The organism is Finegoldia sp. (genome assembly GCF_046991905.1).
Classification (GTDB): domain Bacteria; phylum Bacillota; class Clostridia; order Tissierellales; family Peptoniphilaceae; genus Finegoldia.
On sequence record NZ_JBKWZF010000010.1, the window covers coordinates 35132 to 59728 of the forward strand.

The window sequence follows — 24597 nt, forward strand, 5'->3', positions numbered from 1 at the left end:
TCATCCTCACTCTCTTGATATGTACTATTATATTTTCCTATATGGCTTTTTATATGCCCAATGTATACTTAGAAAAAAAAATAGAATCAGCAGAGAATATTGCATCATCAGTTCATGATTCATTTATAAAAAACAAAAATTACAATAATCTAAATGAAATCGCAAAAGAGGGTATGTATTCATATTTTATTCCTAAAGGAAAAGATAAAGTTGTGTTTTCAGGTCTGCGATTTAATTTAAGTATGACAATTAAAAATGAAAATATAAAAAAACTTTTACGCTCTCTTGAAACCGATGAGTTCAAAGAGATAAATTCTAAAAATTCTGAAAGATTAATAAACCCTTTAATAAAAGAAGCAAAAAAAGAACTAGAAAAATACGTTATAATTGATAGTTACAGTAATATCAGTAATGTATCAAAAGACACTTTTAGTATTAAAAGAAAGAATAATTCAATACTAATTAAAGCAGAGTCCAAAACAAAAGATTCTATCGCCACTAATCTTATTTTAATATCAAAACATTCTGAAGGAACTTATGTTTCTATATATCCTTATATATTTAACAGCATTTCCGATATAAAATCTACTGTGATTTCTGCATTTCCTGTGATTTTCTTGCTTATAGTAATGATAGTGTTCTTACTAAATAAAATCTACTCAAAATCAATAACACAACCAATTCTAAAGATGAATAATTTCACTAAAGTATCCAAAAACCAAAAAAACGCCAAATATGATTTGGAAATTCATACTAACGATGAGATCGAAGAACTTTCTAATAACTTGAAATTACTGTACGAAACACTAACTGAGAATTATAAAATATTAGAAAAAAACACGAAGAAAAAAGAAATCTTCATCAAATCTACATCTCACGAATTGAAGACACCTCTTCAAACTGCTATTTTATTGAATGATAGTATGATTGAAAAAATAGGAAAATACGAAGATACCGACAAGTACTTGCCAGAACTTAGGAAAAAATTATACCAAATTCAAATTCTAATAGATGATTTATTATTCATGAATAAAATTGATGAAAATCCGATAATGGAAAATTTGAAATTATCAGAGATAATGAAAGAATCCGTTAAAAATCATCATGATTTAATAGCTGAGAAAAATTTGAAATTAACGATTAAAGGAGAAAAATCCGACATAGTAGATTATGACCATTTCAGAATAATTTTTGATAACTTACTAAAAAACGCAATAGAGTACACAGATTCCGGAGGAAACATAATATGCGATTTTAATGATGTTATTGAGATTTCAAACAATCCTACAACTGTAGATAAAAATCTTTTAAATAAAATCACACACCCTTTCGTATCATCCACAAAAAATAAATCTAAAGGAATTGGAATGTATATCGTCGAAAACTTACTTGAAGATATGAATTATAAAATTAAAATAGTGTATTCAAACGAAACATTCACTGTGAAAATTTTAAAAACCAATTAATCTCGTAATCATTAACGAAAATATTAACTATGAGCTCAAATAATTGAAACAATGTGTTTATATGTGGTATCATAAAAATATATTTTAGGAGGTTCTCAATATGGAAAATTTAGATTTTTTACAAGAAATTTTAATGACTTCTTCTCCATCTGGCGACACTAAAGTCGTTATGGAAAAAGTTAGAAAAAAATTCGAAGAATTAGGAAAAGTTGAAATCAACTTCACTAACAAAGGTGCAATGGTTGTTACTCTTCGTGGCGAAACTGACGAAAAACAATCTACATTTGCAGCTCACGTGGATACATTGGGATTAATGGTTAAAGAAATCAAACCTAACGGAAGATTAAAAACATTCTTAGTAGGTGGATACGCATACAACTCTGTTGAAAATGAATACGTAACTATCTCTACAATGTCTGGCAAAAAATACACTGGAACATGCTTAAACGACAAACAATCAGTTCACGTTTACGGCCCAGAAACTAAAAGCAACGAAAGAAACGCCAAGACAATGGAAATCAGAATCGACGAAAAGATAGAATCAGCTGAAGATGTAAAAAAACTTGGAATTAACGTCGGTGATTTTATATATTTAGATTCAAGAACACAATTAACAGAAAGTGGATTTGTAAAATCAAGACACTTAGACGACAAAGCTTGCGTATACGTATTATATGAAACAGTAAGATATTTTGTAGAAAACAACATCACTCCAAAACACACACTTAACTTCTTCATCTCAAACTACGAAGAAGTTGGCCACGGTGCATGTTATGGAATCCCAGAAGAAACTGACGAATTCATCGTTGTTGACATGGCCGCTCCTGGAGACGGACAAACATCTTCTGAATTTAAAACAACTATCTGTGCAGCAGATTCTTCAGGCCCTTACGATTTGGAATTAAAAGAAAGATTAGTTAGAATTTGTGAAGAAAATAATATTCCTCACGCAGTTGACATCTATCCATTCTACAGTTCAGACGGATCAGCAGCATTAGAAGCAGGATATAATTTGAGAGTAGCTTTGATTGGCCCTGGAGTTGATGCATCACACGCAATGGAAAGAACTCACCAAGAAGGATTACAAGCATCTATCGATTTGTGTATTAAATACATCGAAGATAAGAAATAAATTGAACTTAATTAGCCGAATAATTCGGCTAATTTTTTTGTGTAATTAGCTTTATTGTACTAAATTTCTTTGTAATCATCAATATGCATTATCAATTTTTTCAAAAATTTTCCCAAAAATTTAAAATGCTTTCTGTTTTCTTTCGGGAAAATCGCAGGAAAACATTGAGTAACTGGGAAATTTTTATTTTTCTTAGAAAACTTGAACATATCAACATTTGTTTTCCTAAAAAAATATTTATCGAATAAAAATAAGCCTCCTGTGAAAACGGTACTCACAAAAATCATTCGTTTTCCTAATTTTTCTTTACAAAAATTTTTCAAAAAACTTTGAAAAAGTGCTTGACACAGCTGTTTTATGGTTATATAATACTTAATGCAATGAGGGATATGAAATGAATTATCATTTGGATATCCTATGAATATTAAACTCGATAATTTCTGTTCGGTGAATATTCATTTATTATCGAATGGAAAATAACATATAAATATTAAATGAGGGGGAACTAAAATGATTAAGAATAACAGAAAATATTTAGATTTTGCAAAGAAAACATCTCTTGGTTTGAACACAAATATGTCTTCAATGACATTCGCAAGTGTCGATCATTTTAACGAAAGATTCTCTCCATTGTTTGGATCAAGAAGAATCTTCAAAAACAGAAAAAACGCATAGGGGGTAAAATTTATGAGAAAAAATATTATTAGAAAAAGTTCACAAATTAGTTTTAACACAAGCATGGCGAGCATGAATTTTGCTCAAGCGGATAATTTATACGAAAGAATGACACCATTATTTGGTTCAAGAAAATTAAAGAAGAACAAAAAACAAGCGTAATAACTAAACAAATTAAACAAATAATAACATCTTAAACGAGTAATAAACAATTAATAAGGGGGAAAATAATATGTTCACAAAAACAACACAAAAACAAATCAGAAATTTCGGTAAAAACTGTACAGTAAGCTTAAGCTCAAACATGGCAAGTATGAATTTTGCACAAATGAATGACTTCTACGAAAGAGTTAATCCTCTTTTCAATTCTGAAAGAAAATCAAGAAAGAGCAGAAAACAAGCTTAGTTAAATAATTCAATTCCAGATTAAGATATTGAGAAAATCCAATCTGTTAACGTATCAAATTTATTTGACGTTTAAATTTAAAATCCAACTTCTACATGAAGTTGGATTTTTTTGATTTATAGATTTTTTGATAAAATATCGCAGATTCTTTCTGATGCGTGGCCATCTCCGTAAGGGTTTGTGGCTTCACTCATTTTGTCGTATTCATTTTTGTCGAAAAGAAGCTTTGTCATTTCGTTGTAAATGTCTTCTTCGCAAAGTCCGGTTAATTTTAGTGTTCCTGCCTCTACCCCTTCTGGTCTTTCTGTTGTGTCTCTCATTACCAAGACTGGCTTTCCAAGTGCTGGGGCTTCTTCTTGAATTCCTCCTGAATCTGTCATTACGAAGAATGATTGTTTCATGAAGTTGTGAAAATCAACTACGTTCAATGGTTCGATGAGTTTTATTCTAGGGTGATTGTCAAATACTTCGTTTGCGATTTCTCGTACTTTTGGATTCAAATGTATCGGATAAATCACATATATATCTTCGTTTTCGTTGACAACTCTTTTGATTGCTCTGAAGGAATTCTTCATGGATTCTCCCAAGTTTTCCCTTCTGTGCATTGTTAGAAGAATCATTTTTTTGTCTTCAATCAAATTTTCGTTAGAATAATTGTCGCGGACTGTTGTTTGAAGTGCGTCTATTACTGTATTTCCCGTTACGAAAACTTTGGATTCGTCTTTGTTTTCTCGTAGCAAGTTATCCCTTGCAGTTGTAGTCGGCGCGAAGTGGAAATCTGCCAACGATCCTATTGCTTGTCTGTTGAATTCTTCTGGATATGGAGAGTATTTGTTGTATGTTCTCAGTCCAGCTTCCACATGACCTACAGGTATTCTCAAATAGAATGCAGCAAGTCCTGCAACAAAACTTGTCGAAGTATCTCCATGAACCAAAACAATGTCTGGTTTTTCTTCTTCTAATATAGATTTTATTTTGTCCAAAATAGTTGTGGTAACATCGAACAAGCTTTGTCCTTTTTTCATGATAGCCAAGTTGTAGTCTTCTTTGATTTCAAAAACGTCCAATACTTGACGTAGCATTTCTTTGTGTTGTCCAGTTACAAGCACACAAACTTCGAATTCGTCTCTTTTTTTGAGTTCTTTTACAAGTGGACACATTTTAATCGCTTCTGGTCTTGTCCCAAAAACCACCATTACTTTTTTCATTTTTTACCTCTTTTTAAAAAAAGGCGCTGCAAATTTAGCGCCCTTTGATTTGTTTTATAATTTGTAGAAATTGTATTTGTTATCAACATCGATGTTTCTTGTATCAAGTACAACTTTGTCTTTTAACACATCCATGTTTTCTCTGATTTCGTCGTGACCAATCATCACGATTACAAAATCAACATCGTCTAAGAATTTGTTCAAATCGTGGTATTGATTTTCCACAACTTCTCTTTTTACCATTGGATCATAAACTTTTAGTCCATCTCCCAAATGTTCTTTTTGATGTTGTAACAATTGAAGTGTTGGAGATTCTCTGACATCGTCTACGTTTTCTTTGTAAGTCAATCCGTAAATACCAACTCTTGAAAAATCTTTTAAGTTGTTTTCTTTCATGATATTGTAAGCTCTTTTAAGAACATATTCTGGCATTGAATCGTTGATTTGACGAGCTTTGTAGATTATTTCAGTAAGAAGTGGATAATCTCCAACTAAAAACCATGGGTCGACAGAAATACAGTGTCCGCCTACACCAGGTCCTGGTGAAAGAATGTTAACTCTTGGGTGTTTGTTGGAAATTCTGATAACTTCGTTGACATCTAATCCACCTTGACGGCAAATCTTAGCCAATTCGTTTGCGAATGCAATGTTGATATCTCTAAATGTATTTTCAACAACCTTTGTCATTTCAGCTGTTTTTATATTAGTTAGATTGATTTCACCTTTGCAGAAAGTTGAGTAAACTTGTTTAACTTTTTCGCCGTATTTTGGATCGTCAGCACCGATTGTTCTAGCGTTGTGTTCCAATTCGTAAACCATGTTACCTGGGATAATTCTTTCTGGAGCGTGAACCAAGTTTAATTTCTTGCCTGATTTTTCCATGTATTCTTCTACAACAGGTCTTACGTAAGTGTCGATAGCTCCCGGTGAAACTGTTGATTCAACAACTATAATCGCATCTTCTTCTGCAGGTTCCAACACTGATTCTACAGCTTTCACTACATAGGAACAATCCAATTTCTTAGATACAGGATCGTAAGGAGTTGGTGCTGTAATAATGTAGAAATTAGTTGAAACTGGTTTTAATGAAAAAGTAATATCAGAACTCAAAGCCTTTTCGAAAAGCTCATCCATTCCTTTTTCTTCAAAAGTCAATTCTTTATGTTTTAATTTATCAATTACTTCTTCTTTAATATCTGTTCCAACCACCTTGTTGCCTGATGTTGCTAGCATCAAAGCTGTAGGTAGACCTATGTAACCTAAACCAATTACATTAATCATAATATTCTCTCCTTTAAAATAAATTTTCTATTCTATTTAATAATCGTTCGTTGTTTTTTTGTGGATTTAATTCTGATTGCATATTTCTGCAGTTTTCTTGAAGAGTGTGGTAGAATGTTTTGTCGTCTCTAAGTTTTAATAAAACATTTCTCATTTCCTCGTCAGATTCGTGATCAACACTAACACCCACATTCCACTCATTCACAACTTCTGACAAATAAGTATCCCTTGCGACAATTATAGGAAGCTCTGCATGAATAGATTCGTATAATTTGTTCGGAAGTGCAATCCTAACATTCTTCATCGACGCATCGTACACTGAGAATATGCAGTCGCATTTTGAATAAAGCTCTGCAATCTCATCGTCATAATAAAATTTGCCGCGATATTCTATGAAATCTTTCGTTTGAGCAAGCTCTTTGAAATACGTACCACTTTCGAAACCTGCCATCATAAGATTCATACCCAAACCATCCATAGCCTTAGTAAGTTTTTTCAATTCGTTCAAATATCTAAGACCACCGATGTAGCCGACAGTAAAAGTATCGTGTTGGTTTTTCACTCTTAACTTATCATAATCCTTGAATAATTCCAAATTAGGAATGTTCGGCATGAACACCAAATTATCCTTGCTGTATTTTCCTTCAAAATGTTCCCAGAATTTCATACTTGTCACAATCATCAAATCGACAAATCCAAGCATATTGTTCTCTCTTTTTTTCAAAACAGAAGATACAACATTCATCGGGAAACTCTTCTTATCATCAGTCAAATATCTGTGAATATCTGGTACTTCGTATATAATCTTAACAGCCTTATCGCTATTTTTCTTGTATTTAGTAGCTATCTCTAGCATATCATAACTTTGAACGTGAATTAAATCCGGTTTAATTCTATCCAATATTTTGTAAGCTTTTTGTGAAAACTTGTAAGTTGGAATAAGTCTTTTCATAGGATTGCTGTTATCAGCATCTATGTTGATTATCTCCTTCTTGCAAAAATCACGCTTGAAATCATATTTTTCATCGCCACCCTTATCCCAGCAAATTGCATACAAATCGAACTTGTCTTTCACAAGATCCATTCTTTTGATCAGCCTAGGAGGAGGCGTCGTATTAATCAAAAAAGTGTATTTTTTTTGATTTGATTTTTCCATTTTTCATCATCCTATTAATATATTTAACAGTTAAAATTATATCACAACTTCACTAAATTTGCTCATCTTTTCTGTAATCTTTAGAATTTCTTAACGTTTGAAATCAAAAAAATACCCACACTACTATTATAAGTGTTTTGCAAATACATTTATCTTTAATCAATAACCATTTTTATTTTATAAAAAATTTACAAAACATTGAAACATCCATTAAATAATGGGTATAATTAAATTGGAATAAAACGAATCTTCACTACATAAATTAGGAGCTAAAAATGAAACTAAAAAATTTGTTTAAAATGATAGTACTTGCATTATTAATTTGCATAAGTGTTCAAAGTAGTAGTTATGCTATGGATGGAGAGTATGAGTATGACTGGATACAATATGAAGCTGCTTTTGATGGTATGGAATCTGTTATTTACAACAAAGATGGTATTCTAGTTGTAACTTACGATGGTAAACCATTTAAAGAGAGAAATACATGGGTTAAATTTGGCGATGGTAAATTAAAATACGAAGATATCGCTAATAATCAAGAACTAAAAGACTATTATGAAATTGAAGCAAAGTTTTATATAAATTGGGTTAACGCCAACGGAAAAATCGATAAATCAAAAAAGTATGATGATGTTAATAACAGACGTGCTTATGATATTATGAGATTCATAATTAAGAAAAATCCCGCCAATAAAAAAGACGTTATTGTTATAATGAAAAACACAAACACTGGTGAAATACGTAAAACAGTCGTACCTTACGGCAAAAAGAAAGAAAGACCACTGGATTATGGACATTACACAATCGAAAAAATGTACCAAGAAGGTGTAGATAACAAAGAATTTAAAATAACACCTGATAGATCAGAAATTACATTAAACGAACAAACACGTACTCATTATGACAACGACATCTACCTAACAGTAGCCGAAAACACAGAATACAAAGAAGAACAAAAAAGAAAACAAGAAGAAGAAAAACGCAAAAAAGAAGAAGAAAAGAAAAAAGCTGAAGAAGAAAAAAAGAAAGCCGAAGAAAAACGTCAAAAAGAAGAACAATTGAAAAAAGAAAACGAAGAAAAACAAAGAAAATACGAAGAAAAACTAGCCCAACAAAAACTTCAACAAGAACAACAAAAAGCAAAGCAAAAACGCATCACAATCGCAGTTATAGTCGCTTCCGTTATTTTAATTGCAGCTGGAATTGTGTTATATAAGAAGAGAAGATAGTGAGTTCATAATTGAAAATACATTTATATGAAACACCTATAAATCCACCCTCATTTATTGAAATATCCTATAATTAACATTTTACTCGTTGTATTTGATAAGATGATATTATTAAGGCAATGCAAATTGTCTAAAAAATAGGAGGTAATTTATGGATAGTAAAGAAGTATTGGCTGAAAACTCAAAATTATTTGGAGAACATTTACCAGATGTAGCTAAGAATTTCTCTGGTATGTGTGGAGAAATTTTTAAAGACGGAAAATTATCTTTGAAGGAAAAAGAATTGATAGCTCTTGCAATCGGAATTACTGTAAAATGCGACGGATGTATTGTTCATCACACTAAAGGATGTATTGATGCAGGTTGTACAATCGAAGAAATATCAGAAATGATGGAAGTTTGTGTTGCTATGGGTGGTGGCCCTGCTACAGTTTACGCTGGAAAATCTTTGAGAATTGCTGAAGAATTATTAAAATAAGTGTGCAAAGCTAGCTACTAATTTGTTTTAGTAGCTAGTTTTTTTGGTGGAAATTTTTCTGGATTTGGAATATGATTATGTTAAAAGGGGGAGTTTATGAACGCGGATTACACGAAGAAAATGATAATGGAAAATTTAATTAATCTTCTCAACAGAATACCTCTGAATAAAATTACGGTGGGAAAACTAGCTGAAGAATGTGGAATCAACAGAAACACTATTTATTATCATTTCAAAGATTTGAATCAAATCATAGACACGATTTTTGAGATCAGATTACAGAAGGTATTGGATGAGTCAGAGGATATGTCGTGGGAGGATAATTTTATCGAAGAAATGCAGTTTGCTATTGATAACAAAACCGCGATTTATCACATTTACAATTCTATTTCTAGAAAAACACTGTCTGATTATTTGTACAATAAATCGGGACAAATTATGAGAAACTACATAGAAAATGTGGACAAGGAGATTCATGCAAAGAAGGATGACAAGGAGATTATTATTAAATTCTTCCAAAGTGCAATTACGGATTTGGTTATCAGATGGCTAACTTCAGGAATGGATGAGGATATCGAGAAAAAAATAAAAAGGATAGGATTTTTATTAAAAGATACTGTTAAATCTTCATTAACTAGGAGTAAAATGAATTAATTTTTTAGATTTTTTTTTATTTTTGTTAGAATTTTAGGCAAATACACTATTTTGTCCAAAGACTTTGATTAACGTTTGAGATACAATGAAGTTAAGAGATATATCTAACAGGATAGTTCTAAAAATTTTAATATATGAAAAGGTGGTTATATGAAAATTATAGAAGCTGGAAAAAGATATGGATTTGATAAGGTATTCGATTACGTTGCGAAAGATCCTCAAAAACGAGGGGTACAATTAGTCGAATGGGCAGAAAACCTTTCACACGGAGATTTCGCGCCTCAAATTAAAATTATAAGGGAAGTTTTTGAAGACGAAAATCACCCTTACCATAGTTTTGTGATGAAAATTTTCCAAGAAGTTGACAAAAAACAAATGAAAAAAGTAGCGTATAACTTTTTTATGAATGCGTCTGTTTTGGGATGGCAAACTCAACAAAAATACAGAGAAGAATACAATTGTAATATCCCTTGGGCAATTTTGTTGGATCCTACATCTGCATGTAACTTAAAATGTACTGGATGTTGGGCTGCTGAATACGGCTACAAACAAAACCTAAGCTATGATGAGATTGATTCTATCATCACTCAAGGAAAAGAATTGGGAACTTATATGTACATATACACAGGCGGTGAACCTCTTGTGCGTAAAGATGATTTGATCAAATTGTGTGAAAAACACAACGACTGTGTATTCTTATCATTTACTAATGCAACTTTAATTGACGAAGATTTCGTAGACGAAATGCAAAGAGTTGGTAATTTCATTCCTGCGATTTCACTTGAAGGTTTTGAAGAAGCAACTGACGGTAGACGTGGAGAGGGTGTTTATAAAAAAGTAATCAAAGCAATGAAGATGCTACAAGAACGTCATTTGATTTACGGTATTTCTTGCTGCTATACTTCACAAAACTTTGATTCAATTACAAGCGAAGAATACTACGATTACCTAATAGAGTTAGGTGCATATTTCGTGTGGTACTTCCACTACATGCCAGTTGGAAATGCTGCTGTAACTGATTTACTACCTACTCCTGAACAAAGAAAACAAACTATCGAAAGGCTAAGAAAATATAGAGCAGAAAAACCATTATTCGCATTGGATTTCCAAAACGATGCTGAATATGTTGGAGGTTGTATTGCAGGTGGAAGAAGATATCTTCACATTAATGCATCCGGCGATGTGGAACCTTGCGTTTTCATTCACTACAGCGATTCTAATATCAGAGAAAAATCTTTGTTGGATTGTTTGAGAGCTCCCCTATTTACAAAATATCACGACGGTCAACCATTCAACGATAATATGTTGATGCCTTGCCCAATGCTTGAAAATCCAAACGAACTTAGAGAAATGGTTCATAGCACTGATGCAAAATCTACTGATTTGGAATCTAAGCAAACTGTAGATTCACTTTGTGGTAACTGCGATGAATATGCGAAAAACTGGGAAGTTGAAGCAGAAGAAATCTGGGACAAAAGTCCTAAGAAGGAAAGATTTAAAGGTTCATATCACACAATGAATCGCCAAGAAACAATGAAATCAAAATAATTTCAATGAGCAGCTTTTAATAAGCTGCTTTTTGTATGCGCAAAATTTTCTGTTGAATAAAAAATATTTAACTGGGTATAATTTTGTAAGAGGTGTAATATGAGATTTATTGAAAAAAGTACGATTTATTTGGCTGGTGGATGTTTTTGGGGAGTGGAAGCTTATTTCAAAAAATTAAACGGTGTAATAGACACTGACACTGGCTATGCAAATGGCGATGGAACAGACACTGATTATAGAAGAGTAAAACAAACTCATCACGCAGAGACAGTGAGAATTGTCTATGATAAAAACAGGTTGGATTTGGCTGAAATTTTACTTCATTATTTCAGAATTATTAATCCTATTTCTGTGAATAAGCAAGGAAATGATGTTGGTGAACAATATCGAACTGGAATTTTCTACGAAGATGAAAAAGATTTGGAAATAATCAATTCTGTTATGAATTACATTCAAACAAAATACGATGAAAAGCTAACTGTTTTGGTCGAAAAATTACAAAACTTCGTGTTGGCAGAAGATTATCACCAAGATTATTTGGACAAAAATCCCGGCGGATATTGTCACGTTAATTTGAATGCTTTTGATGAAAGTTTGGATACGACTGAATACAAGAAGATGAGTGATGAAGAAATGAAGGAAAAATTGTCCGATGTAAGTTACAGGGTAACTCAAAATGAGGCTACTGAACGCCCTCACACATCTAGCTTTAATGATTTTGATGAAAGAGGAATCTACGTCGACATCGTAAGTGGTGAGCCTTTGTTTTCTTCAAAGGACAAATACGATGCTGGCTGCGGTTGGCCATCATTTACTAAAACTATTACATCAAGTTCTGTAAATTATTCTGATGATCACAAATTATCCAGAGTTCGAACTGAGGTTAGAAGTAAGCAGGCTGACAGCCATTTGGGTCATGTGTTCGATGATGGTCCTAGCGAAAAGGGCGGTCTTAGATATTGTATTAATGGCGCAAGTTTGAGATTTGTCCCATTAGAAAAGATGGAAGAAGAAGGATACGCTAAGTATATTCCATTCGTATAATTTTTTGAAATTACTAGGAGGAGCAATCCTCCTTTTTTTTTGCGTTATTTTAGGTGTTTACAAATCATCAGAAAACTGGGATAATATATCTGAAATTAAATAAGAGGAGGAAAAAATGGATAAAAAGAAAGCAAATTTACTTGCTAAATTAGCGTTATTAATAGTAGCTATCCTTTGGGGAAGTTCTTTGACTGTGGTTAAGCAATCTTCCAAAACATTCAATCCCAACTTTATTTTGGCGATAAGATTTACGTTGGCAGCTATTTTATTATCAATCATTTTCTGGAAGAGACTTCGCCAAGCAAAATATGACGACATAAAAAACGGACTTTTGATAGGAATATTTTTGTTCATGGCGTATTCATCACAAACTTTGGGGGTAAAATTCGCAGATCCTGGTAGAAGCGGATTCTTGTCTGCATCTTATTGCGTAATCGTACCGTTTTTGGGTTGGATTGTATTCAAGCAAAGACCAGACCGATATAATTTGTCGGCGGCAGCTTTGTGTATAACTGGAATATTTTTCATATCGCTTTCAGGATCAAGTTCTCATGTGGATAATCCATTGGCATGGCTTGGAGATTTACTGGCTTTACTTAGCGGATTATTGTTCGCATCGCACATCATCGCAGTAAGCGCCCTTGCAAAAGATCGTGACCCTATCGTCATGACGATATTGCAATTTATAATGGCTGCTGTGTTGTCTTGGATAACTACAATTGTAGTAGAAGACAATTCAAATCTTGTCGTAACTTCAAGATCTGTGATGGAATTATTGTACTTAGCTGTAATGTGTACTGCCGTTGCACTATTACTTCAAAACATCGGACAAAAATACACAAACCCATCCACTGCTGCAATTATTTTGGGATTCGAGTCAATATTTGGAATTTTAATTCCTGTACTTATCGGAATCGAATCATTGACAGTTTTCTCAGTAATCGGATTTGTATTCATATTCGCAGCAATTCTTGTCAGCGAGACAAAACTTTCGTTCTTGAAGAAAAAAGAAATAACAGCACAATAAATAGTACTTTTTAAGTGCCAATTAAAAAACAGATAGCTAATTGCAGCTATCTGTCTTTGTTTTGGCGGAGAAAGTGGGATTCGAACCCACGTGGGAAATAATCCCAAACGCATTTCGAGTGCGCCCCGTTATGACCACTTCGATATTTCTCCAAATATAATAATATTATAGCACTTTTGTTGATTTAATCAAAAAATGTGTTTTTGTTTTATCTTTGATATAATAATATTGAAATATAATTGGAGGAAATATGAAAATAATAGGACTTACACCACTTTATGATGTGGCAGAAAACAGACTTTTTATGCTTAGAAAATACATTGAACTTATCGAAAGAAACGGAGCTTACGCAGTGATTCTTCCTTTCAATTCCGATAGGAAATTCCTAGAAGAAATCGTGGACAGATTGGACGGAATCGTGTTCACAGGTGGACTTGATGTCGCTCCGTCATATTACAACGAAGACAAGATTTTGGAATGTGGAATTTCATCAAATGTACGCGATGAATTGGAATTTAATCTGATGGATATTTGCTACAAAAAGGACATTCCAACATTGGGAATTTGTCGTGGACTACAAATAATGAATGTGTATTTGGGCGGAACTTTGTATCAGGATTTGAAAAAACAAAAGGACATCTCCATCATTCACTCTCAAGACAAACCATACAATGATTTGGTTCACGAGGTTACAAATTATGGAATGTTCAAAGAAAAATTTGGCGACAGATTTTATGTGAATAGCCTTCATCATCAAGCAATCAAAGATGTGGCAGAAAATCTTAAAGTGTTACAAAAATCAAAGGACGGAATTGTTGAGGCAGCGTATGCTAAGGACAAGAAATTTTTCTTGGGAGTGCAATACCATCCCGAAATGGCGTTGGATACTTTGAAACAAGGCCACGAAATTGTCAAAATGTTTTTAAATTCAATACAATAATATGTAAACCTGTGATTGTCACAGGTTTTTTGTTTTCCTAAAACTTAGGAACAAATCTTATCAGAATTTACGCTTATCGTTGACATAAGCTTGATTGAAAATATTTCTGTCGATGTGAAGGAAATCCAATATTTCGTAACTTTTTGGATATCTTCCCGAAAGCACAACTTTTCCATCTACAACTGTGATTGGAAGTTTCATTCCGTCATCAATTTTCTGTGCAATCCCCTGTTGTTCGAATATTTCGGGATTCTTGTTTAATTTGAACCTGTCGACAACTACCTTCTTCATCTTCAATTTTTCCAAGAAAAATGACAACATCGCAGAATTTCTATTATCCATTTCATTTTCGAACAAATTATTCTCGTCTACTTTGTTCTCAAAAATCATCATTTTCATACTATCACCTATTATAATTATATCAGATAATAATGTGCTTTATTTGTGATAAAATAGTTGTAACAAATTCAAGGAGATTATCATGCAACTTTTAACTGAAACCCAAAGGCAACATTATTTGGATATTTGGCACAGAGACAATGGAATATCAAGTTCTGGACTTAAAGTAATCGCCTGTATATCCATGCTTATCAGTCACATTGTGCAATGCAATATGCTTCAAAAATTCAACATTTATCCTACGATGACACTCACATCATCTGACTGGAGAGTCACTGTTGGAGCATTAATGCTTTTTATCGGAAGAATTGCGTTTCCGATTTTCGCATTTTTAATCGTAAATGGAATGTTTCTAACCAGAAGCGTGGAGAAATACATCGTAAGGTTGTTTTCCTTTGCGATTATTTCGGAAATTCCGTTTGATTTGGCGATTAGTGGTGAAATGTTTGATTTTTATCACCAAAATGTGTTCTTCACGTTGGCACTTTCTGCATGTCTTATATTTGTCGTAGAAAAAATCGATAAATTCGACCAATCAAATTTAATAAAGACGATTTTCAAGCTAATTTCCATAGCCATATTCTGTGTAATCGCCAATTACTACCACACAGACTATTCTATGCTTGGAATTTTAGCGGTATTTTTGTTGTATTTGGGCTCGTCTTCCAGAAGGAACACTTACATAGCGATATTGTTCGGGTATTTTTTCGAAGCGTATATGTATTTGTTCGTGTATCTGTCGATTCCTATCATTCACTTTTACAACGGCAAAAAAGGCAACATCAACAAATGGGCATTCTACATTTTCTATCCAACGCATTTATTGCTGATTAGTTTTATTAGAGATGTCGTGTTGTAGTTTGAATTTTAAGCTGAAATACATTAGAATTATATATTATACTTTTTAATGGAGAATTTTATGGAGAAAACTAAAAAACAAAGTGAATTTTCGCTGGAATCTTTTGTGACAATCGCTGTCGTTTTCGGACTTTTCGGCTACATTGCAAAAGTTATGGGTCTTGGCAATATGTTCAATACTTTGATGAAAACAGCGCACGATTTGCTGCTTAACACTGTGTTTTTCATAATGGCAATCGCAGTTTTAACAGGTGCGTTGTCCAAGCTTTTAAGCGAATTTGGAGTTATTGCACTAATCAACAAAATCATCAGCCCTATAATGAAACCACTTTACAATTTGCCTGGGGCTGCGGCGCTTGGAATATTGACGACGTTCTTGTCGGATAATCCGGCAATCATTGGACTTGCAAAGGACAAAGGATTTGCCAAATATTTCAAGAATTATCAGCTTCCTACGTTGTGCAATTTGGGAACATCGTTCGGGATGGGATTTATCGTGTGGACTTTTATGTCTTCACTTGGAAATGGTACGGAATTTTTCAAGGCGGCATCCCTTGGAGTTTTGGGAGCAGTCGTGGGCTCTGTGGTATCCGTTAGAATTATGATGCATTTCACGAAAAAATTCTACGCCGATACAGATGAGCAAGTGGAATTTGAAGAAGAACAAATCTTAGATAAAAAAGAAGATTTGACTTTGATGGAAAGAATTTTGAATTCAATGCTTGAGGGTGGAAAATCTGGTGTACAAGCTGGGATGGACATTATTCCTGGAGTTGTTGTTATTTGTACGTTGGTTATGATTCTCACATCAACTGGAACTGTTGAAAACGGAACCGTAGTCTATACTGGTGCTGCTTATGAAGGAGTCGGTTTGATTCCAAAACTTGGAGCATTGCTAAATCCCATTTTGAAACCATTGTTTGGGTTCACCTCATCAGAATGCATTGCATTTCCACTTACAGCTTTGGGAAGTGTCGGAGCAGCGCTTGGACTCGTTCCAAAATTATTGGAGAAAAATTTAATCACTGGAAATGATATCGCTGTTTTCACAGCCCTTGGAATGTGTTGGTCAGGATATTTGTCCACACATGTTGGAATGATGGACACATTAGACGCCAGAAAACTCGCACCAAAAGCAATTCTATCTCACACAATCGGAGGAATAGCAGCTGGAATCAGCGCACATTTCTTGTATTTATTGTTAGGATAAAAAAATCCAACTTTGCTTTTCAGTAAGTAAAGTTGGATTTATTTTTTATTTGATTAGTTTCGACAAAGTTTTAAATTCAGGACTTCCCGCCCTTTTCAAAATATCGAAAATCAACGTTTCAGAATTGATTACCAAACAGTCCATCTCCCTAAAATTTTTGATAGCATTCATTTTATTTTCAACACGTCTGCTTGTAACGCAATCTTCAAGCACAATCATTTTATATTCGTCAATCAAATCACGTATCGTTTGGTATACACAAATGTGAGTTTCAGCTCCGACAACTACGATTTGTTTCCTTCCAGTTTTTTCGATAGCTTTCATAACATCATCAAGCTTTGCAGTAAAATCTACCTTGTCGAACACCTTCGTTTCGTATTCCTTCAAACATTCTACAGTATCTCCAAGTCCTTTCGGATATTGACGTGTTGTAATCACAGGAATGTCGTAAATTCTTGCCATCTCCAACACAGCCTTCGTGTGATTAAGCACGTATTCAATGTCGTGAAGAACAGGCACCAATTTTTCTTGCAAATCAATCAACAAAATTATCATATCGTCTTTGTTCACATTAAACTTTTCCATATCTCACCTCAAAACTATCATACCATAAAAAAAGCACGCCACACAGCGCGCTTAGATTTAAATTGTCCAGCTTAGAATTCTTTTTTTGATTAGTTCAAATATTTGCATTACCACAACTAAAACTATAACCAAAAATATAAATCCTACCCAAGCATGATTAAACAATCCAAAATCGGTGTATTTTTTTACGAAAAATCCCATTCCGTATTTTGAGCCATACATTTCTGCGTAAACCAACATTACAAATGTACTTCTCAACGAACTTACAAACCCTGCTAATATTGAAGGACTTGCTGCTGGAAGAATAACTTTTACAAGTTTATCAAATCCTTTGATTTCTAATGTCTTCGCCTTGTCCAAATATCTTTTGTCAATTGTCATTATTCCTGTGATTGTCGCAAAAATCGTAGTCCACACAGTTCCATAAATTATCAAAAACAATGAAGCAGACCACAAATTTGGAGCTAACATCAACACAAATGGTGACAGCAAAATCGATGGAATAACACTAAAAGCATAAATTACGGGATGTAAAATTTCTCTTAATCTTTCGCTCATTCCCAATAATGTTCCCAAACCTATCGCAATTATCAACGATAAAACGATGGACGGAATCATTAATCCGAATGATGAAAACATATTAATCAACAAAACTGATTTGTCTTCGTGAAATGCTTGAGCTATCGATTCTTTACTCGGAAAAAGGTATGGATTGACCATGTGATTATCTGTCAAAAATATATACACAACTATTAATGACACGAAAATCAACACAGTAATCCAATATTTTCGAATAAACTCCTTTACCTTATCCAAAACAAACCTCTATTTGTCGTTTTCTTCAAAGAATTTTTCTAAGCTTTCGTAGAATTTAGGATCTTCTTTTCCGTATTTTTCTTTAGTTTCTTCTAAGGCTTGTTTGTACAAATCAGTATTGATTTTGTCTTCAATGTTAATTGATTTTGCTTTTGCATCTAAGAAATTAGTCTTGTCCAAAATATCCCAAGCTCTAATAACACCTTTTTTCAATGGGTCAATGTGAACATCGTAGTGTTCGTCAAGCATGTAAGCTGCTACAAATGCATCGTCAGCTTTAATTTGTTTTGCTAACATGTGAACAGCTTCTTGTTTGTTGCTTTCATAATATTGTTGTGCTCTGATTAAAGCTCTCAAAATAGCCTTAACAGTGTCTGGATTTTCGTTGATGTATTTTGTCTTGGCTACCAATCTACAACAAGAATAGTTAGGCATTACATCACTTTGGTAAGTAACCACTTCAATGTCTTTCATGTTTTTAACTGCTTGGTTTTGTTGAGTTCCTAAAAGTGCGTAATCAACATCTCCTCTAACAACAGCTGCCATTGCATCGTTGTATTTTGTGATTTGTACCCAATCAACTTCCTTCAATGGATCTTTAACACCTGCATCCATCAATGCTCCAGTAAATGCATAGTATTGTGGATTGATTGCTGCTTTCTTACCAACTAAATCAGTAATTCCATTCCATTTAGTTCCTTTTTTAGCGATAACAGGCATTGCACCATTTAACATATGACCACCAAAAATTGTCAAATCTACACCAGCTGAAATTTGTTGAAGTGGATTTGAAGTACCGGCGTTTGATACAACATCAACCTTGTCTGATGCTAAAAGAGATAACGCATCGGCATTTTCTGTAGCAAATACAGGTTCAATTTTGATTCCTTCGTCTTTGAAGAAACCTTTTTGTTCAGCAATAGTTACCAATACATTACCACTTGTTCCGTAATTCCATTTAACTACAGTTTCTTCCTTCTTATCATTAGAAGAAGAATCCTTTGAAGTTTCTTCCTTCTTTTCTTCTGTCTTATTTTGTGTTTCATTGTCTTTTTTATCGTTGTTATTAGAACATGAAGCAAATACTAAGCAACAAATAAGACTCATTACAATCAATAATTTCTTTTTCATAAGTACCCCCATAAAATTTTATTTAAATAAACTAAATCAATAGTCTACTATAATTTATTTGAAATATCCTCATTAATCTTTTTAATCAAAAGATTCCTAAGCTCAATAGTTTTCTTATCGTTGAATTGATTTTCCCTAGTCATAACAGTAGACTTATCCAACTTCAAATCAAAAATAATCTTGCTGGGAGATTGTCCCAAAACGACAATTCTGTTTGCCAACAAAATAGCCTCGTCAACATCATGTGTTACAAAAAACACAGTTTTCTTCTGATCCTCATTATTATATAGATTAATAATTAAATCCTGAAGATTCGCCCTAGTAACAGCATCAATAGCTCCAAATGGTTCATCCATCAAAAGCACTGGAGAATCCAGTGAAAAAGCTTGTGCAATCGCACACCTTTGTTGCATACCACCTGAAAGCTCCTTAGGAAGTTTGTAGTAAATATCTTCTTCCAAGCCAACACTTTTCAAAGCTTCCATTGCCATATTTTTGATTTCAGACTTTGATTTGTCTGGATATTTTTGTTTCAATGCCAACGAGATATTATCGCCAGCACTAAACCATGGAAATAATCCATAATCTTGAAATACTACAGCCCTATCAAGTCCTGCCTCTTTGATTTCTGTGTCATTTAATTTTATAGATCCATATGTAGGCATCTCCAAACCAGATAAAAGCCTAAGAAGAGTACTCTTGCCACATCCTGATTTCCCCAAAATGCACACAAATTCTCCAGAATCAACCTCTAAATTTAATCCTTCCAAAATCTTCCTAGAATTATTCTCGTAAGAAAATCCCAAATTTTCTACAGTAATATAACTCATTTAGCACCTGCTTGATAAATATTTTTCTATCTCATAAATTTACTTATCTAGTCTATCACGTTTCGATGATTTGTCATCTTTTCATAAAATCATTTATAAATCTAGCCTATAAATTATTTATTATTTTTATTTTATTAAAATACCTAAAATTGAACTTATTGCCAATAAATTCAGAATTTTACTTATATTTATAAATCATGTTACGATTTTTCTTGGATTGTCCAATGTATTTTTCACCATTTATTTAAAATTACAATAAATATTCCTTAAATTTTTACATAAATTTATCATTTTTCTTGCTTATACACATGAAAAAAAGCCACAGATAATGAATATCTGCAGCTTAAAATAACTTAAGAATCTATTTTTGTTTCAAATTATGCTTTATTTATTTAAAATTTCAATAACTATTTCACCACATTTTTGTAAATCAAAAAGCTTATCAATAGTAGTATCCCTACTCCTGCGACAATTCCAACTACTTTTAGTTTGGAGTTTAGTTGCTCTGCTTTTTGTTCACTGGTGTCGATGATGTCTTCGGGAATGAACTTCTTTGCGACCATCATTAATGATGGAGCGAGGATTAAATCATCCAAGATTCCCAATCCAGCGACGAAATCCGGCACGAAATCCACAGGGCTTACTACATAAAGCACAGACAATGCCAATACTATTTTCGACAATAATGGTATTTGTTTATTAAAAAATGCATACCACAATGTTGGTATTTCGTTCTTCAATCCTAATAATTTTTTAATCATTAACTCACCTCAAATATATTATACCATACATTGCACAATATATCGTATTACATAATAGTTACAATTTATTTTTTGATTTTTCCTATTAATCCTCCAATGACTGCTGGGATTATCCAAATAAAGCTTTTGATTTGCACTGGAAATACTGATTCGATTGTTTTCAACAAACCGAAATCCAATTTGAATCCGTTAAGTAGTACTATAATTGCGTAAATCGACACTCCGATTATGGATCCTAATTTTACGTTTCGTGAAAATGTATTTTGCTTGAACAAATTCAAGAAAATCAAAACTATTGCCACAGGATATATTGCTGTCAAAAATGGCGCGGAAATTTTTAGTATTTTTTCGACGCCAACTACTGCGAAGAACGCACTAAAAACTGTGGAAATTATTATGATTACATCGTATGAAATGACTCCGTTTGTTTTGTCTTTTAGCATATCACTGAAGAATTGTCCGACTGTTGTTGTAAGTCCAATCGCCGTTGTGAGACATGCCAATGCCATTGCAACGCAGATTAATACCTTTCCCAAAATCCCCAAATGTTGGTAGCAAATGTATAGCAACAAATCAACTCTTTCGACATTTCCTAGGTTGAACTTGGATGTGGCAGCTCCGAGGTAAATCAATCCTCCGTATACGAAGCAAAGTCCAAGCGCTGCGATGATTGACGCTTTTTTTGTGTAATCTTTGATTGTTTTATCATCTGTAATTCCATTGGACACGAATCCTTTTGTAACTACGATTGCAAAAACCAACGATGCCAATGCATCCATTGTTTGATATCCTTCTTCAAAGCTTGATTGAAAGGCTTGGATTTGATAAGTATTCACAGGCCTTGCAACTGGAAATATTATTCCTTTAAAAATTATAATTACAAGAGTTGCAAGCAATAGTGGTGTCAATATTTTTCCCAAATTATCTATTATGCTGCTTGGTTTTCTGACGAATAAATACACACAAGCAAAAAATATTACCGTTAACACAACAGAATTAGCGTTTTTGAAGAATCCTTTTTGCAAGATTTCCACTGTTGTCGCTGCAGTTCTTGGGATTGCAAGTCCAGGTCCAATCGCAAGCATAATTATCGTCGAAAATATTAGTGAGAATCGTGGACTGATTGTGTTTCCCACTTTTTCAATTGTTCCCCCGCATTTTGTGGCTGCGATTAATCCCAAGAAAACCAGTCCTACAGCGCTAAGTAAAAACCCCAACGTAGCTATCAAATACTGATTTCCTACTTTGTTACCCAAGAACGGTGGAAATATCAAATTACCCGCTCCAAAAAACATTGAAAATAGTGCAAAACCACTCACAAGTATTAATTTCTTATTTTTCATGATTACCTCTGTATAAATATTGTAAAATTTTATTAGTTCTTACAATTCTACCACAATTTCTTCCAGATAACAACTTTTTTCTAAAAAACAAACTTGTGCGAATGTTTGTTTTATTATAAAATACGAATAGGTGATATTATGGAATTAAAACGCAAATTATCAATATTATCAGACGCTGCCAAGTACGATGTCAGTTGCTCTTCTAGTGGTTCAAAAAGAAAAAACACCGCAGACGGAATCGGTGCGGCGAGTAATTCTGGAATATGTCACAGTTGGTCTGAAGACGGAAGGTGCATTTCGCTACTTAAAATTTTACTCACAAACAAATGCATTTACAGTTGCGAATACTGCGTCAACAGAAAAGAAAACAACATCGAAAGAGCAGAATTCACTCCAGAAGAAGTAGCTGATTTGACAATAAATTTTTACAAAAGAAATTACATCGAAGGATTGTTCCTGTCAAGTGGCGTTGTGAAAAGCCCCGACCACACAATGATGCAACTTATCAGAGTTGCAGAAATTCTTCGCAACGAGAAAAAATTCAACGGATACATCCACATGAAGGCAATCCCAGGAGCAAGCGAGGAATTAATCGAAAGACTAGGAAGACTTATCGATCGTATGAGTATCAACATAGAACTTCCTACGAAGTCAAGCTTGAAGATGCTCGCTCCACAGAAAACGTATGAGTCCATTGAAAAACCTATGGATTTTATTAACGAATCCATCACTCAGTACAAAATCGACAGAAAAACTATAAGAAAAACTCCTTTGTTTCTACCAGCTGGTCAATCCACTCAAATGATTGTCGGAGCAGGTCGTGAATCGGATCTTACAATTATCAACAAAGCAAGTAGCCTTTATGAAGACTACAAACTCAAAAGAGTTTTCTATTCGGGATTTGTCCCTGTAATTAAATCGAAATACACAGACGGAATCAAAAAAGTTCCCATGCTACGTGAACACAGGTTGTATCAAGCAGATTGGCTGATGCGATTTTACAAATTCAAATCAAACGAAATTTTGAACGAACAAAATCCGTTTTTTGATTTGACATTAGATCCCAAAGCATTCTGGGCTGTGCAGAATGCATCGCTATTTCCTATCGAAATAAACAGAGCATCCTACGAAGAACTTCTACGTGTTCCTGGGTTTGGGCCAACTTATGCCATGAGAATTATAAATGCGAGAAAGTTTGCCAACCTCAAATACGACGATTTGATTTCTCTTAAAATTTCTGTGAAAAAAGCGAAGAATTTCATACTTGTCGGAGGAGTTTACAAGGGACAAAAATACAACACACAAGACGATTTGATAGATATTTTGAGAATGCAAGAAGGAAAAAATGTAACACAACTTAGTTTTTTGGAGTAGATATGAGATACAGTTATGATAACAGCATAGACGGCTTGTTTACGGTGATTTTTGAACAGTACAAACACATTGAAAATTCAATTATCGTTGTGAAATCAGAGCAATTGGATTTTTTGAATGATGACATATACGTTGAAACAAATACTGACAAATCATCACGTGTGAAAAAATCGATAATAGACACATTCGGATTCAACTTTTATCGTAGTATCAACTACGCATTTGTATCAGAAAATCCCGACAAATCAACCATCATCGCTAAGACAATCAAAAATATGTACACATACGGCTACAACTTCATCAACTCTTCTGACAAAAGCGCTGTAGCATTCAACAGCCTGTGCAAATATTCCACAAGAGAACTTCACGCATACAAAGGACTTCTTAGATTCAAAGAAATCCAGGACAATTTCTTGTTCGCAGAATTCGAACCTAACAACGACATTTTGGAATTACTCACCTATCATTTCAAAAACAGATTGAGAAATGAAAAGTTTGTGATTTACGACAAAAAAAGAAATAAGTGTGCAATATATGTGGACGATGATTTGGCATTTTACGATGTCGAAGAAATCTTCAAAGAAGAATCTGATGAAGAGAAAATGTTTGAAGATTGCTGGATAGAATTCTACAATTCAGTCGGAATAAAAGAACGCCAAAACCTCAAACTTATGCAGAATAATATGCCGAAAAGATACTGGAAATATTTACCCGAAAAAAACAAAATTTACGATAACGAAAAATAATTATTGCATTTACAGTTGATTTTTTTGAAATAATAAGTGTATTTAGAACAATGTGAATTCGAAAAAATTCATTAGTGATGCTTTTTGTATTTGTTGCCCTTTTGTTTCCCTTTTGTTGCCCTTTGTCAAGAATCTTAGCGAATTGTGAGTGCTATATGTAAAATTTAATAAAATAAAAATAAGCCTAGAACGTGTAAATTCTAGGCTTTTTGTTTGGTACTCCCACCCGGATTCGAACCGGGGATGCCCCCTTAGGAGGGGGGTATTATATCCAGCTTAATTATGGAAGCACATAAAACC

26 protein-coding genes and 2 tRNA genes are annotated in these 24597 nt (G+C 33.4%); 16 read left to right on the plus strand and 12 right to left on the minus strand.

What is annotated here, in order from left to right; all coding sequences use genetic code 11:
* The first annotated feature begins 53 nt into the window (after positions 1–53).
* The 5 genes from ACLUJM_RS05810 to ACLUJM_RS05830 all read left to right on the plus strand — a co-directional run bounded on the left by ACLUJM_RS05810 (position 54) and on the right by ACLUJM_RS05830 (position 3679).
* Entirely contained in the window at positions 54–1466 is a 1413-nt protein-coding gene (locus ACLUJM_RS05810; RefSeq protein ID WP_412412423.1) for a sensor histidine kinase, read from the plus strand.
* Between the two features lie 100 nt (positions 1467–1566).
* On the plus strand, positions 1567–2598 hold the full coding sequence (locus tag ACLUJM_RS05815; protein WP_294684885.1) for a M42 family metallopeptidase: 1032 nt from the start codon (positions 1567–1569) through the stop codon (positions 2596–2598).
* 510 nt (positions 2599–3108) lie between these two features.
* Positions 3109–3273, plus strand: a complete 165-nt coding sequence (locus ACLUJM_RS05820) for a hypothetical protein (RefSeq protein WP_002835797.1) — start codon at positions 3109–3111, stop codon at positions 3271–3273.
* Between the two features lie 12 nt (positions 3274–3285).
* Positions 3286–3435 (plus strand): NADH azoreductase, encoded by a 150-nt coding sequence (locus ACLUJM_RS05825; RefSeq protein ID WP_294684882.1) that lies wholly within the window; start codon positions 3286–3288, stop codon positions 3433–3435.
* A 70-nt stretch (positions 3436–3505) separates the two neighbouring features.
* A complete protein-coding gene (locus ACLUJM_RS05830; RefSeq protein ID WP_002837401.1) occupies positions 3506–3679 on the plus strand; it encodes a hypothetical protein in 174 nt (57 codons plus the stop codon).
* 116 nt (positions 3680–3795) lie between these two features.
* Here the strand turns inward: ACLUJM_RS05830 and wecB are convergent, their stop codons facing one another.
* The 3 genes from wecB to ACLUJM_RS05845 are packed head-to-tail and all read right to left on the minus strand — an operon-like array spanning position 3796 to position 7324.
* Positions 3796–4887 carry a non-hydrolyzing UDP-N-acetylglucosamine 2-epimerase gene (gene wecB / locus ACLUJM_RS05835; RefSeq protein ID WP_412412424.1) on the minus strand — a complete coding sequence of 364 codons (1092 nt, stop codon included), beginning with the start codon at positions 4885–4887 and terminating at the stop codon, positions 3796–3798.
* 54 nt (positions 4888–4941) lie between these two features.
* Entirely contained in the window at positions 4942–6168 is a 1227-nt protein-coding gene (locus ACLUJM_RS05840; RefSeq protein ID WP_294684880.1) for a nucleotide sugar dehydrogenase, read from the minus strand.
* A gap of 13 nt (positions 6169–6181) precedes the next feature.
* Positions 6182–7324, minus strand: a complete 1143-nt coding sequence (locus tag ACLUJM_RS05845; protein ID WP_412412425.1) for a glycosyltransferase — start codon at positions 7322–7324, stop codon at positions 6182–6184.
* Positions 7325–7599: 275 nt separating this feature from the next.
* Between ACLUJM_RS05845 and ACLUJM_RS05850 the strand changes: the two genes are divergently transcribed.
* The 6 genes from ACLUJM_RS05850 to ACLUJM_RS05875 all read left to right on the plus strand — a co-directional run bounded on the left by ACLUJM_RS05850 (position 7600) and on the right by ACLUJM_RS05875 (position 13304).
* Positions 7600–8553 (plus strand): hypothetical protein, encoded by a 954-nt coding sequence (locus ACLUJM_RS05850; protein WP_412412426.1) that lies wholly within the window; start codon positions 7600–7602, stop codon positions 8551–8553.
* Positions 8554–8704: 151 nt separating this feature from the next.
* Positions 8705–9031: a carboxymuconolactone decarboxylase family protein gene (locus ACLUJM_RS05855; protein ID WP_002835813.1), complete on the plus strand. Its 327-nt coding sequence runs from the start codon at positions 8705–8707 to the stop codon at positions 9029–9031.
* 96 nt (positions 9032–9127) lie between these two features.
* The gene (locus ACLUJM_RS05860; RefSeq protein WP_294684877.1) at positions 9128–9685 is read left to right on the plus strand and encodes a TetR/AcrR family transcriptional regulator; all 558 of its coding nucleotides are present in this window, start codon (positions 9128–9130) and stop codon (positions 9683–9685) included.
* 150 nt (positions 9686–9835) lie between these two features.
* Complete coding sequence (locus ACLUJM_RS05865; protein ID WP_294684876.1) at positions 9836–11233, plus strand: radical SAM protein; 1398 nt, start codon at positions 9836–9838, stop codon at positions 11231–11233.
* A 99-nt stretch (positions 11234–11332) separates the two neighbouring features.
* Positions 11333–12277: a peptide-methionine (R)-S-oxide reductase MsrB gene (gene msrB, locus ACLUJM_RS05870; RefSeq protein WP_294684875.1), complete on the plus strand. Its 945-nt coding sequence runs from the start codon at positions 11333–11335 to the stop codon at positions 12275–12277.
* Positions 12278–12392: 115 nt separating this feature from the next.
* Complete coding sequence (locus tag ACLUJM_RS05875; RefSeq protein WP_294684874.1) at positions 12393–13304, plus strand: DMT family transporter; 912 nt, start codon at positions 12393–12395, stop codon at positions 13302–13304.
* A gap of 62 nt (positions 13305–13366) precedes the next feature.
* Here ACLUJM_RS05875 and ACLUJM_RS05880 read toward each other — a convergent pair.
* Positions 13367–13456, minus strand: a tRNA-Ser gene (locus ACLUJM_RS05880).
* A 98-nt stretch (positions 13457–13554) separates the two neighbouring features.
* On the opposite strand from ACLUJM_RS05880, the gene ACLUJM_RS05885 reads away from it, so the two are divergent.
* Positions 13555–14244, plus strand: coding sequence for a gamma-glutamyl-gamma-aminobutyrate hydrolase family protein (locus ACLUJM_RS05885; protein ID WP_294684873.1), 690 nt, complete (start codon positions 13555–13557; stop codon positions 14242–14244).
* A 60-nt stretch (positions 14245–14304) separates the two neighbouring features.
* Here the strand turns inward: ACLUJM_RS05885 and ACLUJM_RS05890 are convergent, their stop codons facing one another.
* Entirely contained in the window at positions 14305–14643 is a 339-nt protein-coding gene (locus ACLUJM_RS05890) for an arsenic metallochaperone ArsD family protein (protein ID WP_412412427.1), read from the minus strand.
* A gap of 82 nt (positions 14644–14725) precedes the next feature.
* On the opposite strand from ACLUJM_RS05890, the gene ACLUJM_RS05895 reads away from it, so the two are divergent.
* Positions 14726–15502 (plus strand): TraX family protein, encoded by a 777-nt coding sequence (locus ACLUJM_RS05895; RefSeq protein ID WP_294684871.1) that lies wholly within the window; start codon positions 14726–14728, stop codon positions 15500–15502.
* Between the two features lie 60 nt (positions 15503–15562).
* Complete coding sequence (locus tag ACLUJM_RS05900; protein ID WP_294684870.1) at positions 15563–16711, plus strand: hypothetical protein; 1149 nt, start codon at positions 15563–15565, stop codon at positions 16709–16711.
* Positions 16712–16756: 45 nt separating this feature from the next.
* Here the strand turns inward: ACLUJM_RS05900 and ACLUJM_RS05905 are convergent, their stop codons facing one another.
* The 6 genes from ACLUJM_RS05905 to brnQ form a co-directional block, all read right to left on the minus strand.
* Positions 16757–17296, minus strand: a complete 540-nt coding sequence (locus ACLUJM_RS05905) for an isochorismatase family protein (RefSeq protein WP_294684869.1) — start codon at positions 17294–17296, stop codon at positions 16757–16759.
* Between the two features lie 57 nt (positions 17297–17353).
* Positions 17354–18112, minus strand: a complete 759-nt coding sequence (locus tag ACLUJM_RS05910; protein ID WP_094205122.1) for an ABC transporter permease — start codon at positions 18110–18112, stop codon at positions 17354–17356.
* 9 nt (positions 18113–18121) lie between these two features.
* The gene (locus tag ACLUJM_RS05915) at positions 18122–19243 is read right to left on the minus strand and encodes an ABC transporter substrate-binding protein (RefSeq protein WP_412412428.1); all 1122 of its coding nucleotides are present in this window, start codon (positions 19241–19243) and stop codon (positions 18122–18124) included.
* A 47-nt stretch (positions 19244–19290) separates the two neighbouring features.
* On the minus strand, positions 19291–20073 hold the full coding sequence (locus ACLUJM_RS05920) for an ABC transporter ATP-binding protein (RefSeq protein ID WP_094203206.1): 783 nt from the start codon (positions 20071–20073) through the stop codon (positions 19291–19293).
* Between the two features lie 407 nt (positions 20074–20480).
* Complete coding sequence (locus ACLUJM_RS05925; protein ID WP_094223031.1) at positions 20481–20834, minus strand: YkvA family protein; 354 nt, start codon at positions 20832–20834, stop codon at positions 20481–20483.
* Between the two features lie 65 nt (positions 20835–20899).
* Positions 20900–22177 carry a branched-chain amino acid transport system II carrier protein gene (gene brnQ / locus ACLUJM_RS05930; RefSeq protein WP_412412429.1) on the minus strand — a complete coding sequence of 426 codons (1278 nt, stop codon included), beginning with the start codon at positions 22175–22177 and terminating at the stop codon, positions 20900–20902.
* Between the two features lie 138 nt (positions 22178–22315).
* On the opposite strand from brnQ, the gene ACLUJM_RS05935 reads away from it, so the two are divergent.
* Together ACLUJM_RS05935 and ACLUJM_RS05940 are read left to right on the plus strand one after the other, a co-directional pair.
* Positions 22316–23551 (plus strand): putative DNA modification/repair radical SAM protein, encoded by a 1236-nt coding sequence (locus ACLUJM_RS05935; RefSeq protein ID WP_278735417.1) that lies wholly within the window; start codon positions 22316–22318, stop codon positions 23549–23551.
* A 2-nt stretch (positions 23552–23553) separates the two neighbouring features.
* Positions 23554–24297, plus strand: a complete 744-nt coding sequence (locus ACLUJM_RS05940) for a TIGR03915 family putative DNA repair protein (RefSeq protein ID WP_412412430.1) — start codon at positions 23554–23556, stop codon at positions 24295–24297.
* A 214-nt stretch (positions 24298–24511) separates the two neighbouring features.
* On the opposite strand, the gene ACLUJM_RS05945 is transcribed toward ACLUJM_RS05940, so the two are convergent.
* Positions 24512–24587: transfer RNA gene (locus ACLUJM_RS05945), tRNA-Arg, on the minus strand.
* Between the last annotated feature and the right edge of the window lie 10 nt (positions 24588–24597).

Bases quoted from the DNA above. Each gene is read 5' to 3' on its own strand.
- ACLUJM_RS05810 (WP_412412423.1), top strand. From the start codon at position 54: ATGCCCAATGTATACTTAGAAAAAAAAATAGAATCAGCAGAGAATATT.
- ACLUJM_RS05815 (WP_294684885.1), top strand. From the start codon at position 1,567: ATGGAAAATTTAGATTTTTTACAAGAAATTTTAATGACTTCTTCTCCA.
- ACLUJM_RS05820 (WP_002835797.1), top strand. From the start codon at position 3,109: ATGATTAAGAATAACAGAAAATATTTAGATTTTGCAAAGAAAACATCT.
- ACLUJM_RS05825 (WP_294684882.1), top strand. From the start codon at position 3,286: ATGAGAAAAAATATTATTAGAAAAAGTTCACAAATTAGTTTTAACACA.
- ACLUJM_RS05830 (WP_002837401.1), top strand. From the start codon at position 3,506: ATGTTCACAAAAACAACACAAAAACAAATCAGAAATTTCGGTAAAAAC.
- wecB (WP_412412424.1), bottom strand. From the start codon at position 4,887: ATGAAAAAAGTAATGGTGGTTTTTGGGACAAGACCAGAAGCGATTAAA.
- ACLUJM_RS05840 (WP_294684880.1), bottom strand. From the start codon at position 6,168: ATGATTAATGTAATTGGTTTAGGTTACATAGGTCTACCTACAGCTTTG.
- ACLUJM_RS05845 (WP_412412425.1), bottom strand. From the start codon at position 7,324: ATGGAAAAATCAAATCAAAAAAAATACACTTTTTTGATTAATACGACG.
- ACLUJM_RS05850 (WP_412412426.1), top strand. From the start codon at position 7,600: ATGAAACTAAAAAATTTGTTTAAAATGATAGTACTTGCATTATTAATT.
- ACLUJM_RS05855 (WP_002835813.1), top strand. From the start codon at position 8,705: ATGGATAGTAAAGAAGTATTGGCTGAAAACTCAAAATTATTTGGAGAA.
- ACLUJM_RS05860 (WP_294684877.1), top strand. From the start codon at position 9,128: ATGAACGCGGATTACACGAAGAAAATGATAATGGAAAATTTAATTAAT.
- ACLUJM_RS05865 (WP_294684876.1), top strand. From the start codon at position 9,836: ATGAAAATTATAGAAGCTGGAAAAAGATATGGATTTGATAAGGTATTC.
- msrB (WP_294684875.1), top strand. From the start codon at position 11,333: ATGAGATTTATTGAAAAAAGTACGATTTATTTGGCTGGTGGATGTTTT.
- ACLUJM_RS05875 (WP_294684874.1), top strand. From the start codon at position 12,393: ATGGATAAAAAGAAAGCAAATTTACTTGCTAAATTAGCGTTATTAATA.
- ACLUJM_RS05885 (WP_294684873.1), top strand. From the start codon at position 13,555: ATGAAAATAATAGGACTTACACCACTTTATGATGTGGCAGAAAACAGA.
- ACLUJM_RS05890 (WP_412412427.1), bottom strand. From the start codon at position 14,643: ATGAAAATGATGATTTTTGAGAACAAAGTAGACGAGAATAATTTGTTC.
- ACLUJM_RS05895 (WP_294684871.1), top strand. From the start codon at position 14,726: ATGCAACTTTTAACTGAAACCCAAAGGCAACATTATTTGGATATTTGG.
- ACLUJM_RS05900 (WP_294684870.1), top strand. From the start codon at position 15,563: ATGGAGAAAACTAAAAAACAAAGTGAATTTTCGCTGGAATCTTTTGTG.
- ACLUJM_RS05905 (WP_294684869.1), bottom strand. From the start codon at position 17,296: ATGGAAAAGTTTAATGTGAACAAAGACGATATGATAATTTTGTTGATT.
- ACLUJM_RS05915 (WP_412412428.1), bottom strand. From the start codon at position 19,243: ATGAAAAAGAAATTATTGATTGTAATGAGTCTTATTTGTTGCTTAGTA.
- ACLUJM_RS05920 (WP_094203206.1), bottom strand. From the start codon at position 20,073: ATGAGTTATATTACTGTAGAAAATTTGGGATTTTCTTACGAGAATAAT.
- ACLUJM_RS05925 (WP_094223031.1), bottom strand. From the start codon at position 20,834: ATGATTAAAAAATTATTAGGATTGAAGAACGAAATACCAACATTGTGG.
- brnQ (WP_412412429.1), bottom strand. From the start codon at position 22,177: ATGAAAAATAAGAAATTAATACTTGTGAGTGGTTTTGCACTATTTTCA.
- ACLUJM_RS05935 (WP_278735417.1), top strand. From the start codon at position 22,316: ATGGAATTAAAACGCAAATTATCAATATTATCAGACGCTGCCAAGTAC.
- ACLUJM_RS05940 (WP_412412430.1), top strand. From the start codon at position 23,554: ATGAGATACAGTTATGATAACAGCATAGACGGCTTGTTTACGGTGATT.